Here is a 15889-nt window from a genome sequence, read left to right on the forward strand (position 1 = left end):
CGGCATGCCACGACCTGGCGAATCAAACACTCCGGCCGGCGGGTCTGCGGGCCGGCATGCCACGACGGACAAATCAAACACTCCGGCCGGCGGGGCAGCAGAGCGGTGAGGCGGCGCATCTGCGGGCAGCAATCGGCAGGCCGGCGGGTCAGAAAGCCGGCGGGTCAGCGGGCCATGGCGTGGCGGTAGCCGTCGACCTTGTTCCAGTCGCCCCGCGTGAAGTCGGGCACGGCCACCGGCATGCTGTTCCGCTCGAGCGAGGCGGCCGTCAGCGCCCCGATGCAGGACCACTCGGCCGCATCGTAGACATCCTGGTCGAGCGGAAGCCCGTGGCGCAGACAGTAGACCAGCCGGTAGTCCATGATGAAGTCCATGCCGCCGTGGCCCCCCACCTGCTTCGCCTTCCCGGCGATTTCGGCCGCTATGGGGTGCTCGTAGCGCCGCATGAGCGCCTCGCGCGCCGCATCGGGCAGGAACGCGTGTTCGCTCAGGTTCTCAAGGTCGGGAACCCCCGCCCCGAAGAGCTGCGCCGGACGGAAGGCGTACCCCTCGACGGGATACTTGCTCGCATAGCCCTCGCTCCCCGTGACGGAGTACATGCGGCTGTAGGGACGCGGCGTGTAGACGTTGTGCTGGAGGTGGATGACGCGGCCGCGCTCGGTCCTGATGAGCGTCAGCGTGTGGTCGCCGTTGGCGAACGAGTCGGCACCCGTCTTTTCGCGGGCCAGTTTGAGGCCGTTGACCGAGGGGGTGTCCATCGCCACCAGGTAGCGCATGCGGTCGCCGCGGTGGATGTCGAAGAGCTGGCAGACGGGCCCCAGTCCGTGGGTGGCGTAGACGTCGCCGCGGTGGGTGCGGTTGAATTCGAGGCGCCAGTTGCCCTGGTAGTAGTCCCAGAAGGGTTCGAGGTTGTGGATGTAGGCCCCCTCGGCCTCGAGCAGCTCGCCGAAGAGCCCGTGCTGCGCCATGTTGAGCGTCGTGAGCTCGAAGAAGTCATAGACGCAGTTCTCGAGCATCATGCAGTGGCGCTGCCGCTTCTCGGCCGTGTTGACCAGCTGCCAGCACTCCTCGAGCGACGTGGCGGCCGGCACCTCGACGGCCACATGCTTGCCCTGCTCCATGGCGTAGACCGCCATCGGGACGTGGAGCTGCCACGGCGTGCAGATGTAGACCAGGTCGATGTCGTCGCGCCGGCAGAGCTCCTTCCACCCCTCCTCGCCGCTGTATTCGGCCGCCGCGGGGAGCCCCCGCTCCGCAAGAATCCGCTGCGCGGAGGCCACACGCTCGGGGTAGAGGTCGCACAGGGCGACAATCCGCACGCTGTCCAGATGGGTGAAGCGCTCGACGGCCCCCGGACCGCGCATGCCCAGACCGATGAACCCCACCCGCACCACGGGGATGGGCTCCACCGCCAGACCGAGCACCGACTGCTGGCCCGGCTCGCGGGGCGGCGTGTCGAAGACGAGCACCCCCTCCTCGATACGGTACCCTTCGTGCGGCGACGTGCAGCCGCTCAGGGCAAGCAGCGCGCAGAGCACCAGCCCCATCCATGCGAAGTTCTTCATAGGCAAGAGTTTTTGGTTGTCGTTATGATACAAAAATAGGGATTATTTTGAAATTCTCGGTTGCTTTGACTACTTTTGTGCTCGTTAAAACGACACACATGCTCCGAAAATTCGCGGCGGCAATTCTCTCCGCACTCCTCCTCTCGACGGGATGGCTCGGCATGACGGGCCTCACGCTGCTGGTGGCCTTCGTCCCGCTGCTCTGGCTCAGCGCCGAGCGCGACGGCTCGCGCCGCGCCTGGTGGGGCATGTTCGGCTGGGCGCTGCTCACCTTCGTGCTCTGGAATGCGATGACCGTCTGGTGGATTTGGAACGCCACGCCGGTGGGCCCCATCGCCGCAACGCTCGCCTCGACATTCCTCAACATGCTCGCCTTCATGGCCTTCCATACCGTCTCGAAACGGGCGCCGAAGGCACTGGCCTACACGCTGCTCGTCGCCGGGTGGCTCACCACCGAATACTGGTACACGACCGGGGAGTTCTCGTGGCCGTGGCTCATCCTGGGCAACGGCTTCTCGCACGACATCCGCCTGGTGCAGTGGTACGAATACACGGGCGTCTTCGGAGGCTCGCTCTGGGTGCTGCTCGTCAACATCCTCCTCTTCGAGACGCTGCGCAGCCCCTCGCGCCGGCGGGCGCTCACGACGGCCGCCGCCGTGCTCCTGCCGATGCTCCTCTCGCTGGGGCTCTATGCGGGCTACGAGGAGCCCGAGGCCCGGGCGCGCGTGACGCTCGTGCAGCCCAACGTCGACTGCTACGACAAGTTCGCCGCCGGCACCGAACGGCAGCAGATGGAGAACCTGCTCGAACTGGCGGGCGAAGCTCCCGCCGACGCCGACTACATCCTGCTGCCCGAGACCGCCGTGCCGGGCTACTGGTGGGAGTCGTCGCTCCGTGCATCCGACCCCGTGCAGCGCTTCGCCGCGCTGCTGCGCGAGCGGCAGTCGGGGGCGATGCTCATCACGGGGGCCAACACGCTGCGCCACTACCCCGCCGGGACGCAGTCCGAGACGGCGCGACCCTATGAGGGTGGCGGCTACATCGACATCTACAACACGGCGCTGGGGATTGACTCGACGGGCGGCGTGCAGCTCCACCACAAGGGACGGCTGGTCATCGGCGTGGAGAACACCCCCACGTGGGTCTTCGACGTGCTGAAGTTCCTGGTCATCGACCTGGGGGGCACGCTGGGGCAAATCGGCATCGGACGGCCGGGCCCCGTCTTCGAACACAACGGCCTGCGGACGGCCGCCCCCATCTGCTACGAGGGGCTCTACGGTGACTTCTGCGGCGAGTTTGTCCGCCACGGAGCCCGGGCGTTCTTCATCATCTCGAACGACGGCTGGTGGGGCGACACGCCCGGCTACCGCCACCTGTTCACCATCTCGCGACTGCGCGCCGTCGAGCACCGCCGCGCCGTGGCCCGCGCGGCCAACACCGGCATGTCGGGCTTCATCACGGCGCGGGGCGACATCGGGCGGACCCTCGGCTGGCAGGAGCGCGGAACGCTCACCGACGAGGTGGCCCTCAACGACCGCCTCACCTTCTACACCCGCTATGGCGACTACATCGCCCGCATCGCCCAATACGTGGCGCTGCTCTGCGTGCTCTACTACGTCGCCTACCGCGTCCGCAAACGCAACTACCTCGTAGACTGAGGCTGCACCACACGACAAATCTCTCCCGAAACGATATGAACTATTCCCAAACGCTCGAATTTCTCTTTTCGTCGCTACCGGCCTACGAGACCGCAGGAGCGACGGCCTACAAGCCGGGGCTGGAACGCATCGCGGCCTTCTGCCGCCATCTGGGCAACCCCCAGCGCAACTTCTTCACCATCCACGTGGCCGGAACCAACGGCAAGGGCTCCGTCTCGCACATCATCGCCTCGGTGCTCCAGCAGGCGGGCTACCGCACGGGACTCTTCACCTCGCCCCACCTGCAGGACTTCCGCGAACGCATCCGCGTCGACGGCGAGATGATTCCCAAGCAGAAGGTGGTCAACTTCGTCGACAAGCACCACGACCGCATGGTCGAACTGGGGCTCTCGTTCTTCGAGATGACCGCCGCGCTGGCCTTCGACTACTTCGCGCAGAGCGACGTCGAGGTGGCCGTCATCGAGACGGGGCTCGGCGGACGGCTCGACGCCACGAACATCATCGTGCCGATTCTGAGCATCATCACCAACATCGGCATGGAGCATACGGCGCTGCTGGGCGACACCCCCGAGAAGATTGCCGCCGAGAAGGCCGGCATCATCAAGAAGAGCATCCCGGTCATCATCGGCGAGCACGACGAGCGGTGCGACCCCGTCTTTGCCGAGGTGGCTGCCGCCAACAAGTCGAAGCTGCTCCACGCCGAGGAGCTCTTCACCTGCACGGGTCAGGAGCCGGCCGGCGAACGGCAGCTCTTCCACCTCCACCGCACGCGCGACAACCACGACTTCGAGTTGCTGCTCGACCTGGCGGGCGACTACCAGCGCCACAACATCATCACGGCCACGGCGGCCATCGACTTCCTCCACCAGGAGACGCCGCTGACCATCAGCCGCCGCGCCTTCCTCGAGGGGACGCGCGACGCCGCGGCCCACACCTCGCTGCGCGGCCGCTGGCAGAAGCTCGGCGAGAAGCCGCTCGTCATCTGCGACACGGGCCACAACGCCCACGGCATGGCCTATGTGGGCGAGCAGCTGCGCCGTCTGAGCCGCGACTACGCCCACCTCTACTGCGTGCTGGGCGTGGTGAACGACAAGGACCTGGCCCACATGTTCCCGCTGCTGCACGCCGACGCCCACTACATCTTCACGCAGGCGAAGACCCACCGGGCGATTCCGGCTGCGGAGCTGGCCGAGCGTGCCGCCGCATTCGGACTGCAGGGCGAGGTGGTTGCCGACGTCCAGCAGGCCGTGGCCCGCGCCCGCGAGCTGGCCGGCCCCGACGACATGATTTTCATCGGAGGCAGCACCTACGTGGTCGGCGAGGCGCTCTGAGGCTGCACCCCGATTCTGACGGGGCCGCACCGCAGAGGATACAACCCGGTTCCGCCGGGGGCATCCGTCGAGGATGCAACCCTATTCCGACGGGGCCGACGACAAAGCTGCAACCCGCTGACAATCACGCATCGCTGAGCATTATACGCCACTGAAACCACGCGCTGCGGACAACCATGCGCCGATAACAATTATGCGCCGCCCTGCACATGCAGAGCGGCGCATTTTTCATTCGTCGAGAGGCAACCTCCTCCGGCCGGGACCAATCAGGAAAGACAGAATAGAAGACCCGGAGCAAACGGAGAGACAACCGTGACAGCCGGAGCGGCAAGCGGAAACAACAGAGAGAGGCGATTGGCACAATCGAAGGGCAACCCGAGAAGGCCAAACGCGCGAATTTTTTTGCGAATACAAAGCAGATGCGACCTTCCTCAGCCGGGCTTTTTGCGGGCAAAACGCATACGTCTCCGACCAACGGGAAGAACATACGAAGAGCCACAGTATCAGACCTGCTACACCGCAGTCGGAACCATCGCAGCGCTCCAACCACTCGCCCGGCTTTGGCTCCGGTTTGTACCACCGTGGCGCCACAAGAACCGACAGGGTCGGAAGACACCCGGCAGTACCGGAACGCAACACTCCATCACGTTCCAGCCCCAGTCCCGTTCCCTGTTTCGCACCCCAGTTCCGGTCTCCAGCTCCGCCCCCCCGGCCCCGTCCGGCCTCAGGCCTGACCCATCTTGGGACCCGACTCGGGAACCGACTGCGGCCGGGGAATCTCGATTTTCCCCACGTTGCTCTCGTAGCGGACGATGTTGTCCTGCAGCGAGAGGAGCAGCCGCTTGGCATGCTCGGGGGTGAGGATGATGCGGCTCTTCACCCGCGCCTTCTGCAGACCGGGGAGCATCGTCGCAAAATCGAGGATAAATTCCGAAGTGGAGTGGGATATGATAACCAGATTGGAGTAGTTGCCCTGCGCCACCGCCTCGTCGAGTTCGATGTCGAGGCCGAATTGTTTCATCTCTGCCATACTACACGGTTTTTTACAAAAATAGCCGATTCCCCGCTTTTTGAGGCAAATTTTCCGCCAAAGTTTTCGATAAATTATCAACAGCGAGACCCTTTGCAACAGCCTCCCGGGCCGTTATCGTCCGGACGGGGTCTCCGCACCGGCGGCGTGTGCCGATTCGTAGCGGCGACGGTGGGAGACAATCTCCTCCATGTGCGCCAGAGCCCACTGCGTGAGCTGGGCAATCAGCGGCACGAGCGACTGCCCCGAGGCGGTCAGCCGGTACTCCACACGCGGCGGCACGACCGGGTAGACCTGCCGGTCGACCAGCCCGTCGGCCTCGAGCATGCGGAGCGTCCCCGACAGCACCCGCGACGAGACGTCGGGAATCAGCCGGCTCAGTTCGTTGAAGCGCAGCACGCCGTTCTCGTCGAGCAGCAGGATGACGAGCAGCGACCACTTGTTGCCGAAGCGGGCGACGATGTTGCGCACGGGGCAGAGCTCGACCAGCGAATTTTTCGCCCGAGGCGCCCTCTTTTCCGCGTTTTTTGACGTTTTGCCCATACGATATGCAAAATAAAGTTGCTCTCTTTTGCAAAGTAACTGTAAAAACGACAGACCGGCAACAGGAACGGAGATTTTTTTGCATTTTTTTCGGTTCCGCAAAGCGGTCATTTTCAGCAAAACCGAGCGAAAGGTTACCGGGTTACCTGCGTGTAACTTCTTGACAAACAGCATGGGGATACACTATCTTTGCACACGGATTCCGACGAAACGACCGGCCGTTTTCCGAAGAGGAAGGCGCCCGGAAAGAGAGCATCGGGGAGGAGCCGGGGAGAGCCGGAGCGAACCGGGAAGCCACCGGGAGCCACCGGGAGCCAAACCGGAGGCGCCGACAGGAAGGACCGGAAAGCAGCCGGAGAAGGGCCGCCGGGAGAGCCGGGAAACAACCGGAGCAAACCGGCGCCTTAAAAAGACGGCAACAGACATCGGAAAACATCGGGACGCCATCCGAAAACGACGGAGCTGCTCCGCACCGGGGTCCAGCACCGCGAACGAACAAAACCACACAAAAAAATACGACTATGAAACAGATGGAAAAGATTGCGGCGGGCGAACACTTCACCGCCGTCGATGCAGGCAAGATGGCCCAACTGGGCGAATACCGGCTGCAGCTGGCTCCGGGCGTCGAGCTGCCGGGCAAGGTTTTCGGAGGTGCTGCCGTAGGGGCCACGGGCGCCGAGTTCTCCTTCCAGAGCTTTGCTCCCGGCACCGAGACCGGCTTCCTGCACACGCACCGCACCCACGAGGAGCTCTACTTCTTCCTGAGCGGACGGGGCGAGTTCCAGGTCGACGGCGAGTGCTTCCCCGTAGGCGAAGGGAGCGTGGTACGCGTGGCGCCGGAGGGACGCCGCTCGGTCCGCAACAACGGCAGCGAGCCGCTGATGATGCTCTGCGTCCAGTACCGCGGCGGCACCTTCACGGCCGAGGATGCCACCGACGGCAACATCCTCCAGGAGCCCGTACGCTGGTAACCGACCGCCGGGTAGCCGTGCCGCCACACTCCGGCGGCACGAAACCGGGCAGCGCGGCAGCACAACAACCGGCCAGCCTGCGCGCGGCAACACAGAGCCGGACGGCGCGGCAGAACAATAATCGACCACACCTTCCCCGACGGCGCAAAGCCGGGCGGAATGGCAGTACGAAGGCGGAAAGTCCGCACTGCCCGCCTCCCGAACATATGCCAAAAGGCCGGGCGAAGGCGTCCGGCAAGGGTGCAGAAATCCGACAACCGTTAGCAGCGGTTGCCGGATTTTTTTGCGGGTCGCGAAAGGCACCGTCCCTCTCCGGCAACAGCCCCCGGCACAAGATGTATCGTGAGCGGCCAAACACACCGCACCATGCACTGCCGGCAGCCCGGCACCTCCGCGCCCGACCGCACCGCAACCTCACCGCCAGCCGCCTCCGCCGCTTTGCTGTCCGTTTCGGCGAAAAACTCCGCCGGCCGTAGGCCGCATCACTTTTTTTGCCTATCTTTGCTCCCTAAAACCCGATGAACGGACATGGGATTCGAGATTATTGAAGTTTTGTTCCGAGGCATCTGCGTCGGCATCGCCGCCTCCATCACCGTCGGCCCCGTCGCCGTACTCTGCATCCAGCGCACGCTCTCGAAGAGCCGCCGCTCAGGTATCGTATCGGGCATCGGCGTGGCCTGCGCCGACAGCTTCATGGCCATCGTCGCCTTCTTCTTCTACTCCATGCTGCAGACCCAAATCGAGCAGTACAACACCCTGCTGCGGGTCATCGGCGGCATCTTCGTGGTGGTGGTCGGCGTCTACATCTTCGCCCAGAACCCCGTGCCGCAGATTCGCCGCAACCGCGTCGGGCGGAGCAGCCTGTGGCAGGACTTCGCCTCGATTTTCGGCATCACCATCGCCAACTTCATCATGGTGATTCCCTACATCCTGGCCTTCTTCGCCGCCTTCAAGGTCTCGAGCAGCGACGTGGGCGGCAACGACGTGGCGGGCATCTCGCGCGCGATTTTCGTCATCTTCGGCTTCTTCTGCGGCGCCTGCGCCTGGTGGACGCTGCTGGCCTGCGTCATCAACCTCTTCCGCCGCCGCTTCCGTCCGCGCCACATGCTCACCATCAACCACGTGGCCGGCCTCATCATCGGTCTGCTGGGCATCTACACGATTCTATCCACCTTTTTTGACATATTCCCCAATGTCGGACACTGAACAGAAAATCATAATCGCCGTCGACGGCTTCTCGTCGTGCGGCAAGAGCACCTTCGCCAAGGCCATTGCCCGCCGTCTGGGCTACATCTTCATCGACACGGGCGCCATGTACCGTGCCGTGACGCTCTATGCGCTTGAGCACGGGGCCATCCGCTCGGGTATGGTCGACGAGGAGGCGGTGGTCGGGCTGCTCGACCGCATCTCCATCACCTTCCGCTTCAACCCCGACCGCGGGGCGAGCGACATCTACGTCAACGGCGACCTGGTCGAGGGCAAAATCCGCACCATCGAGGTCTCGAACTGCGTGAGCCACGTGAGCGCCATCCCCGCCGTGCGTCACAAGCTGGTGGCCATGCAGCAGGAGATGGGACGCCGCAAGGGGGTGGTCATGGACGGCCGCGACATCGGCACGGTGGTCTTCCCCCACGCCGAGATGAAGCTCTTCATGACGGCCGACCCCCACGTGCGCGCCCTGCGCCGCTACGAGGAGCTGCGCGCGAAGGGCGACAACGTCACGCTCGAGGAGATTGAGCAGAACGTCCGCTCGCGCGACAAGGCCGACATGAGCCGCGCCGTCTCGCCGCTGCGCCAGGCCGAAGATGCCATCGTGCTGGACAACAGCCACATGACCGTCGACGAACAGATGGATTGGTTCATGGAGCAGCTCCGCCAACTGCGCGAACGCATGCGTGCGCAGGAGGGCAGGCAGACGGAGCAGCAGCAATAGCCGGAGGCCCGCCGCGGGGCCGAGGGGGGACGTAGAACCAAGAAACCGAGGGGCCGTGGAACCAAGGGACCGTGGAACCAAGGGACCGAAGGACCATAGAACCGAGGAACCGCAGGGCCGCGGACATCGGCGAAGGCTTCGGGGAAGAGGTTCCGGAAAACCGTCCCGGAAAACAGCCGCCGGGAAAGCCCGGGGCTCCCTGAAGGAACCCGGGAAGAGCCCCTCCGGCAAGGGGCAAAAAAATGCTGACGAAAGATGAACATCGAAATCGACGATAAATCGGGCTTCTGCTTCGGCGTGGTCCGGGCCATCACGGAGGCCGAGAAGGCCCTCGCCGGAGGCGGCCGCGTCTATTCGCTGGGCGACATCGTACACAACCGCATCGAGGTGCAGCGCCTCGAGCAGCTGGGGCTGCGGACCGTCACCCACGAGGAGATGCCCCGTCTCGAGGGCAAGCGCCTCTTCATCCGTGCCCACGGCGAGCCGCCGACCACCTACCGCGAGGCGCAGCGGCTGGGCATCGAGCTTATCGACGCCACCTGCCCCGTAGTGGCGCGGCTGCAGGAGCGCGTCGTGCGCGCCCACGAGAAGATGCGCCCCGTGGGGGGCCAGGTGGTCATCCTCGGCAAGCGGGGCCACGCCGAGGTGGTGGGGCTCACCGGCCAGGTCGAGGAGCCCACGACGGTCATCGAACGCGAGGAGGACCTCGACCAGCTCGACTTCACGCGGCCCATCATCTTCCTCTCGCAGACCACCCAGAGCATCGCCCTCTTCGAGCATCTGGCCGCCGAGATGCGCCGCCGCGCCGCCGACCCCGGCCGTGTGGAGGTCATCGACACCATCTGCCGCCAGGTCTCGAACCGCGAGCAGCATCTCGAGGCCTTCGCCCGCCGCTTCGACGTGGTGCTCTTCGTCTGCGGCCGCAAATCGTCCAACGGCAAGGTGCTCTACGAGGTGTGCCGCAGCGCCAACCCCCGCACCCACACCATCGAGGAGGCCTCCGAAATCCGCCCCGAGTGGCTCGCCGGAGCCGCCTCGGTAGGCATCTGCGGTGCCACGTCGACCCCCCGCTGGCTCATGCAGCAGGTGGCCGGGGCCGTCGGTCAGCTCGCCGCCGGACAAAAGAAGGGCGCCGGACAAGAACAAGAAAAGGCCGCCTCAGCGGCTGCGGAGCACGGAGGCTCCGGGGAGGCATAGCCGCCGGCCGCCGCAACATCCGTTCCGGCAGCCCGGAGCAAGATAAAGCCGGGCCGGAGCAAACGGACAAAGCCGAAACAGGCCGAAACAGGACAAGACAAACCGGCCCGACCGAATCAAACCGGAGAAAGCAAAGACAAGACAAAACAGCCCGAACCGAACCCGGCCGAGCCGGAGAGAACCGAGACAAAACAAAACCGGCCCGACCGGCCGAGCCGGAAAAACACCTGAAGAAACAACCGAAAAACAACCATACCATGAAACGTTATCTCATCCGTGCGGTAAAATATTTCGTCGCCCTCTGCGTTCTATGTGCGGCAATCATGCTCCTGAACCAGCTCTACGGCGCGACGCTGAGCTTCTCGCAGACGCTCTACGTCATGTTCCACACGCCGCGCGGACTGCTGCTGCCGGCGGTCATCCTCGTGCTGGCCTTCTTCTACTACCCCCGTTTCGGATTCATCGTCCGCGACGTCGAGGGCGACCTGGAGGAGAACCGCCAGCAGATTGTCAACGCCCTGCACAGCTCGGGCTTCAAGCTCGTCGACGAGCAGGAGGGGGTGATGATGTTCCGCGCCAGCACCCTGTGGCGACGGCTGCTCATGCTGGGCGAGGATGAAATCCGCGTCTCGCAGTACGGACAATGGGTCCGCCTCGAGGGCATCCGCCGCGGTGTGGCCCGCGCCGCCTACCGGCTCGACTCCTACATTGAACAAAGCAAGTATGAATAGAAACATCCTGAAGAGAAACAGCCTGCGCATGCTCGCCGCGGCGGCCATCCTGGTCGTCGGCTTCGGCGCGCTGCTCTGGGGCAAGCGCAACGACTTCGGTCTGGGGCGCAACATCGAAATCGCCGTCAACATGATGCGCGAGCTGTCGCTCTACTACGTCGACGAGGTCGACCCCGACCGTCTGATGGAGGGGGCCGCCGAGGGGATGGTCAGCGACCTGGACCCCTATACCGAGTACATGCCCGAGGAGCGGATGTCCTCCTTCGAGCTGCTCACCACGGGCAAGTACGGCGGCGTGGGCGCCCTCATCCGCCAGAAGGGCGACTACGTCATCATCGCTCAGCCCTACAAGGATTCGCCGGCCGACCGCGCCGGGCTGAAAATCGGCGACCGCATTGTGGCCATCGACGGCGAGGATGCCCGCGGCTTCACCACCGACAAGGTGAGCGCACGGCTCAAGGGCGCCCCCGGCTCGACGGTACGGGTCACCGTCGAGCGGCTGCTCGACGGCCGCCGCGAGGAGGTGACGCTCCGCCGCGAGCGGATTGCCATCCCGGCCGTCCCCTACGCCGGCTGGCTCAACGACTCGATTGGCTACATCCAGCACAGCGACTTCACCGACGGGTGCTACGAGGAGGTGCGCGCGGCCGTCGAACGGCTGCGTGCGGAGGGCAACCTGCGGGGGCTGGTGCTCGACTACCGCGGCAACGGCGGCGGCATCATGCAGGAGGCGGTGAAGATTCTCTCGATGTTCGTCCCCAAGGGGACCGAGGTGGTCGCCACGCACGGCCGCACCGAGCAGAAGAGCTACCGCACGCAGTCGGAGCCCATCCTTGCGGAGCTGCCGCTGGCGGTGCTCGTCAACGGCAACACGGCCTCGGCCGCCGAGATTGTATCGGGTGCGCTGCAGGACCTCGACCGCGCGGTGCTCATCGGACAGAAGAGCTTCGGCAAGGGGCTCGTGCAGTCGACCCGCCCGCTGGGCTACAACGCCTACCTCAAGCTGACGACGGCCAAGTACTACATCCCCTCGGGGCGCTGCATCCAGGCCATCGACTACTCCCATTCGCAGCAGGGTGAGGTGAAGAGCGTCCCCGACTCGCTCATCCGCGAGTTCAGGACCGCCGCCGGCCGCAAGGTCTACGACGGCGGGGGCATCATGCCCGACATCCGCACCGAACCCGAGTACATCAGCCGCTTCGCGGCGACGCTCTATGCGCTGGGCTTCGTCGAGGACTTCGTCGACGACTACATGCGCAGCCACGCCGGGGAGCCCTTCCACCTGATGGAGTTCGCGCTCGACTCGGCCACCTACGACCGCTTCGCCGACTTCATGAAGGACAAGAAGGTGCCCTACGAGTCGGAGACGCGCCGCGCGCTCGAACGGCTGCGCAAGGCGGCCGAGGAGGAGCGCTACACGGAGCTCGACAACCATCTGGCCCGACTCGAGCAGGAGGTCCGCGACGACACGCAGACCAATCTGGAGACCTACCGCCAGGAGATTGTCCGCACGCTCGAGAACGAAATCATCCTGCGCTACGCCTATGCGCAGGGGGTCATCGAGCACGCCCTGCCGCAGGATGCCGAGGTGCAGCGCGCCGTCGAGGTGCTCTCCTCGCCCGACGAGTACCGCCGCATCACCCGCGAGCAGGACACCGCCCGCAAATAGCGCCCCGGCCCGCAAGGGGGGGGGCCGCCAAGGGGGCTGCTGAAGGGGTCCGGACGTAGGGCACCGGACAAACGGGCGCCGGACGGAGGGGTGCCGGACAGAGGGGTGCCGGACAGAGGGGTGCCGGACAGACGGATAGAGACCGGACCGCCCGCAACCCGGAGGAGATGTTGAACCGGGCCGCCCGCAGCACAGGGGCCCGCAATCCGGTGGCCGCTGAGCAGGACCCACCGCAACCAAACCGCCCGCAACCGGGAGGCTGCAGCCGTGGTCCGCAAACAAAGGAGCAAAAACCGAAGGAAAAGAGATGAAATTCGGACGCAACATATTATCGTTCCGCAACTTTTCGTTCCGCAACCGCGTGGTCGTCATCTTCGTCGGCCTGGCGCTGGGGGTGCTTTCGCTGCTCTACACCAACAAGATGGCCCAGCGCCTCAAGGAGAAGGAGCAGCACGACGTCGTGCTCTGGACCCACGCCATGGAGCGCGCCAACCGCGACGTGATGGGCAACTCGCTGCAGGACCCCCTCATCCAGGACATCATCAACAACAGCAACAACATCCCCTTCATCATCACCGACGAGAACCTCAAGGTGCACTACTCGCACCTGGTGCCCGACGAGATTCTGGACCACCCCGACAAGCTCCGCCGCCAGATTGACCGCTTCACCGACGAGAACCCGCCGGTGCAGATTCGCTACTGGTGGTCGAGCGACCACTACCACATCATCTTCTACGGCCAGTCGGCGCTGCTCAAGTCGCTCTACTACTTCCCCTACATCCAGTTGCTGGTCATCACGGCCTTCATCCTGCTGGGCTTCGTCGCCTTCCGCTCGACGAAGCACGACGAGCAGAACCGCGTCTGGATAGGTCTGGCCAAGGAGACCGCCCACCAGCTGGGCACCCCCACCTCGTCGCTGCTCGGCTGGCTCGAGTACCTGCGCACGCAGCCCGTCGACCAGAGCGCCGTCGACGAGATGGGCAAGGACCTGGCCCACCTGATGAAGATTGTGGACCGCTTCTCGAAAATCGGCTCCGAGACGCCCCTCACCCCCGCCAACATCAACGAGGTGGTGGGCGAATCGGTCATGTACTTCCGCAAGCGCATCCCGCGCAACGTGACGCTCGACTACAACGGACTGGCCATCGCCCCGGTGCAGGCCAACATCAATGCGGCGCTCTTCGAGTGGGTGGTCGAGAACCTGATGAAGAACTCGCTCGACGCGCTGCAGGGCCACGGCGCCATCGACGTGCGCATTTCGTCGGACGACAAGTATGTGATGGTCGACGTGCGCGACACGGGCAAGGGAATCCCCAAGAGCAACTGGAAGCGGATTTTCGAACCGGGCTTCACCACCAAGACCCGCGGCTGGGGGCTCGGCCTCTCGCTCTCGCGGCGCATCGTCGAGGAGTACCACGGCGGCAAGATTGCCGTCGTCGACTCGGAAATCGGCAAGGGAACGACCATCCGCGTCACGCTTAAACGCAGCTTCGAACAATGAAAAGCCTCACGATGACCCTTCATCCCGTTCCGGCCGGCGGAACGGGCCGCTCCGCCTCGGAAGGGGCCTCCGTGCAGGGTGCCGCCCTGCACGCGGAGGCCGCCGTGCCGGGAACGGACGTGCAGATGGGGGCCGCGCAGGGGACAGCCGTACAGGAGGGGACCGTACAGGAGGCAGCCGCTCTCTGGTACGGGGATGAGGTCGTAGCGTACCGTGAGGCGACCGATTCGCTGCACACGCAGCGGCAGGCGGCCGGCCGGAGCGAAGCGGGCAGCGGGGAGGCCGGAACGCAGCTGCACACAGCCGGAGCCGCAACGGTCCAAACGCACCGGACGAACGACGCAACCGCCGCACACCGGAGCGGAACGACGGAGCGGCAGGGGCACGCCTCCGAAACAGCCGGAGCCGGAGCCCGACACGCCGACGAGGCGCAACATACCGCCGGACACACCGCCACACAACGTTCGGCCAGACGGCAACACGCCACCGGGTCGCGGGCGGAGCAGGCCGGGAGCAAAGAGACTGCCACCGGGCAGCAGAGCGGGCACGCCGCTGCAACCGACACCGCCCGGAAGCAGACCGAACGGACGGCCGGGACACAACAGAAGAGCGGCTCCGCAGCAGCTCAGCACACAACCGGGTCTCAGCAAGCCGAAAGCGCCGCCGACGCACGGCACAACGACGCCGGATACACCGCCACACAACACACCGCCGACGCGCGGCACTCTGCCGCCGTGGGCTCCGCATCGCCTGCCGCTGCCGGGATGCGGGCCGAAACGCAGACCGAAACGCAGGCCGAGGCGGCCGCACAGCTGCCCGATTCGCTCGCCGCAGCGATGCCCGACTCGCTCCGCATGGAGGCCGATTCGCTTACAGGCAGCCTTGCCGGCGCCGACACGCTCTGGGAGAGCCCGCTGGGCGCCTTCATGCCGGGCGACTCGCTCTATGCGCACGCCACCACGCTGCACTACCTGCCCGACGGCACCCCGCTCGAGGGCTACCGCACGGTCGGCGCCGGGGAGTTCTTCGGGCAGCAGTCGCTGCTCGCCGCACCGCGCCCCGCAGCACAGCAGCAGCCGCGCCTCACCGACGAACTCCCCTTCCAGGGGCTCGTGCTGCTGCTGACCCTCCTCTTCGGGCTGCTGCTCTACCGCAACCCCGGCGACATGCGCGCCCTGGTCGGCCGCGTCGCCTTCGAGCGGCGCGACTCGGAGCGCACCTCCGACGAGTCGGGCAACGCCGGATTCACCCGCTTCCTGAACATCGCCCTCGCACTGGGATTCCTGCTGGCGGGGGTCACGGCCGTGCGCCTCTGCGACCGTCCCGACATCGCGCAGGAGCTGCTCAGCATGGGCAACGGCAGCACCCTCTCGCTGCTGCTGGCGCTGGGTGTCGGGCTCCTCTTCCTGCTCGTCTACCTCTACGGCATCCTGCTGCTGCGCGCCGTGGGCGGGGTGACCCTCACCTCGGGATTCACCACGCAGCTCATCCGCATCAAACGGGGCTACGCCGCGCTGGGAGCCATCATCCTGGCCCCCGTCATCCTCCTCTTCGCCCTCAGTCCGCTCGGCAGCGACACCATCTGGGCGGGGCTGCTCACGGCCGGGTGGCTCATAACGTTCCTCCTGTACCTCAGGGAGACTTTTGCGCTCTTTATCAGCAAAAAAGTTTCGATTTTGCATTGGATTTTGTACCTTTGCGCCGTGGAAATCTTTCCCGTCACTCTGTTGTGGCTGCTCGTCGTGAGATAGGGCGCCCAA

General features: G+C 65.3%; 13 protein-coding genes. 10 read left to right on the forward strand and 3 right to left on the reverse strand.

The features are described from left to right. Positions 1–164: 164 nt before the first annotated feature. Positions 165–1565, reverse strand: a complete 1401-nt coding sequence (locus tag B5F90_RS06890; protein WP_087362067.1) for a Gfo/Idh/MocA family oxidoreductase — start codon at positions 1563–1565, stop codon at positions 165–167. A gap of 98 nt (positions 1566–1663) precedes the next feature. Here B5F90_RS06890 and lnt point away from each other — a divergent pair, with 98 nt between their 5' ends. Both lnt and B5F90_RS06900 read left to right on the forward strand, forming a co-directional pair. After that, positions 1664–3223 (forward strand): apolipoprotein N-acyltransferase, encoded by a 1560-nt coding sequence (gene lnt, locus B5F90_RS06895; protein WP_087362068.1) that lies wholly within the window; start codon positions 1664–1666, stop codon positions 3221–3223. A 35-nt stretch (positions 3224–3258) separates the two neighbouring features. Further along, on the forward strand, positions 3259–4554 hold the full coding sequence (locus tag B5F90_RS06900) for a folylpolyglutamate synthase/dihydrofolate synthase family protein (RefSeq protein WP_087362069.1): 1296 nt from the start codon (positions 3259–3261) through the stop codon (positions 4552–4554). Positions 4555–5278: 724 nt separating this feature from the next. Here B5F90_RS06900 and B5F90_RS06905 read toward each other — a convergent pair. After that, positions 5279–5584, reverse strand: a complete 306-nt coding sequence (locus tag B5F90_RS06905) for a DUF3467 domain-containing protein (RefSeq protein WP_087362070.1) — start codon at positions 5582–5584, stop codon at positions 5279–5281. 114 nt (positions 5585–5698) lie between these two features. Further along, on the reverse strand, positions 5699–6127 hold the full coding sequence (locus tag B5F90_RS06910) for a helix-turn-helix domain-containing protein (RefSeq protein ID WP_087362071.1): 429 nt from the start codon (positions 6125–6127) through the stop codon (positions 5699–5701). Between the two features lie 521 nt (positions 6128–6648). On the opposite strand from B5F90_RS06910, the gene B5F90_RS06915 reads away from it, so the two are divergent. The 8 genes from B5F90_RS06915 (at position 6649) to B5F90_RS06950 (ending at position 15880) form a co-directional block, all read left to right on the forward strand. Further along, positions 6649–7098, forward strand: coding sequence for a cupin domain-containing protein (locus B5F90_RS06915; protein ID WP_087362072.1), 450 nt, complete (start codon positions 6649–6651; stop codon positions 7096–7098). A 528-nt stretch (positions 7099–7626) separates the two neighbouring features. Beyond that, positions 7627–8304: a LysE family transporter gene (locus B5F90_RS06920; protein ID WP_087362073.1), complete on the forward strand. Its 678-nt coding sequence runs from the start codon at positions 7627–7629 to the stop codon at positions 8302–8304. Then, on the forward strand, positions 8291–9031 hold the full coding sequence (gene cmk / locus B5F90_RS06925; protein WP_087362074.1) for a (d)CMP kinase: 741 nt from the start codon (positions 8291–8293) through the stop codon (positions 9029–9031). The genes B5F90_RS06920 and cmk overlap by 14 nt, the downstream gene beginning before the upstream one ends. Before the next feature lie 255 nt (positions 9032–9286). Continuing rightward, positions 9287–10228 carry a 4-hydroxy-3-methylbut-2-enyl diphosphate reductase gene (locus tag B5F90_RS06930; protein WP_087362075.1) on the forward strand — a complete coding sequence of 314 codons (942 nt, stop codon included), beginning with the start codon at positions 9287–9289 and terminating at the stop codon, positions 10226–10228. 257 nt (positions 10229–10485) lie between these two features. Continuing rightward, positions 10486–10959: a hypothetical protein gene (locus B5F90_RS06935; RefSeq protein WP_087362076.1), complete on the forward strand. Its 474-nt coding sequence runs from the start codon at positions 10486–10488 to the stop codon at positions 10957–10959. Positions 10960–10987: 28 nt separating this feature from the next. Beyond that, positions 10988–12628, forward strand: coding sequence for a S41 family peptidase (locus B5F90_RS06940; RefSeq protein ID WP_204229534.1), 1641 nt, complete (start codon positions 10988–10990; stop codon positions 12626–12628). A 307-nt stretch (positions 12629–12935) separates the two neighbouring features. After that, a complete protein-coding gene (locus B5F90_RS06945; protein WP_087362078.1) occupies positions 12936–14129 on the forward strand; it encodes a HAMP domain-containing sensor histidine kinase in 1194 nt (397 codons plus the stop codon). After that, complete coding sequence (locus B5F90_RS06950; protein WP_087362079.1) at positions 14126–15880, forward strand: DUF4271 domain-containing protein; 1755 nt, start codon at positions 14126–14128, stop codon at positions 15878–15880. The genes B5F90_RS06945 and B5F90_RS06950 overlap by 4 nt, the downstream gene beginning before the upstream one ends. The last annotated feature ends 9 nt before the right edge of the window (positions 15881–15889 follow it).

The organism is Alistipes sp. An31A, assembly GCF_002159425.1.
Lineage (GTDB): Bacteria > Bacteroidota > Bacteroidia > Bacteroidales > Rikenellaceae > Alistipes > Alistipes excrementigallinarum.

Excerpts from the sequence above, each read along its gene's own strand:
- B5F90_RS06890 (WP_087362067.1), bottom strand. The coding sequence starts at position 1,565 with ATGAAGAACTTCGCATGGATGGGGCTGGTGCTCTGCGCGCTGCTTGCC.
- lnt (WP_087362068.1), top strand. The coding sequence starts at position 1,664 with ATGCTCCGAAAATTCGCGGCGGCAATTCTCTCCGCACTCCTCCTCTCG.
- B5F90_RS06900 (WP_087362069.1), top strand. The coding sequence starts at position 3,259 with ATGAACTATTCCCAAACGCTCGAATTTCTCTTTTCGTCGCTACCGGCC.
- B5F90_RS06905 (WP_087362070.1), bottom strand. The coding sequence starts at position 5,584 with ATGGCAGAGATGAAACAATTCGGCCTCGACATCGAACTCGACGAGGCG.
- B5F90_RS06910 (WP_087362071.1), bottom strand. The coding sequence starts at position 6,127 with ATGGGCAAAACGTCAAAAAACGCGGAAAAGAGGGCGCCTCGGGCGAAA.
- B5F90_RS06915 (WP_087362072.1), top strand. The coding sequence starts at position 6,649 with ATGAAACAGATGGAAAAGATTGCGGCGGGCGAACACTTCACCGCCGTC.
- B5F90_RS06920 (WP_087362073.1), top strand. The coding sequence starts at position 7,627 with ATGGGATTCGAGATTATTGAAGTTTTGTTCCGAGGCATCTGCGTCGGC.
- cmk (WP_087362074.1), top strand. The coding sequence starts at position 8,291 with ATGTCGGACACTGAACAGAAAATCATAATCGCCGTCGACGGCTTCTCG.
- B5F90_RS06930 (WP_087362075.1), top strand. The coding sequence starts at position 9,287 with ATGAACATCGAAATCGACGATAAATCGGGCTTCTGCTTCGGCGTGGTC.
- B5F90_RS06935 (WP_087362076.1), top strand. The coding sequence starts at position 10,486 with ATGAAACGTTATCTCATCCGTGCGGTAAAATATTTCGTCGCCCTCTGC.
- B5F90_RS06940 (WP_204229534.1), top strand. The coding sequence starts at position 10,988 with ATGCTCGCCGCGGCGGCCATCCTGGTCGTCGGCTTCGGCGCGCTGCTC.
- B5F90_RS06945 (WP_087362078.1), top strand. The coding sequence starts at position 12,936 with ATGAAATTCGGACGCAACATATTATCGTTCCGCAACTTTTCGTTCCGC.
- B5F90_RS06950 (WP_087362079.1), top strand. The coding sequence starts at position 14,126 with ATGAAAAGCCTCACGATGACCCTTCATCCCGTTCCGGCCGGCGGAACG.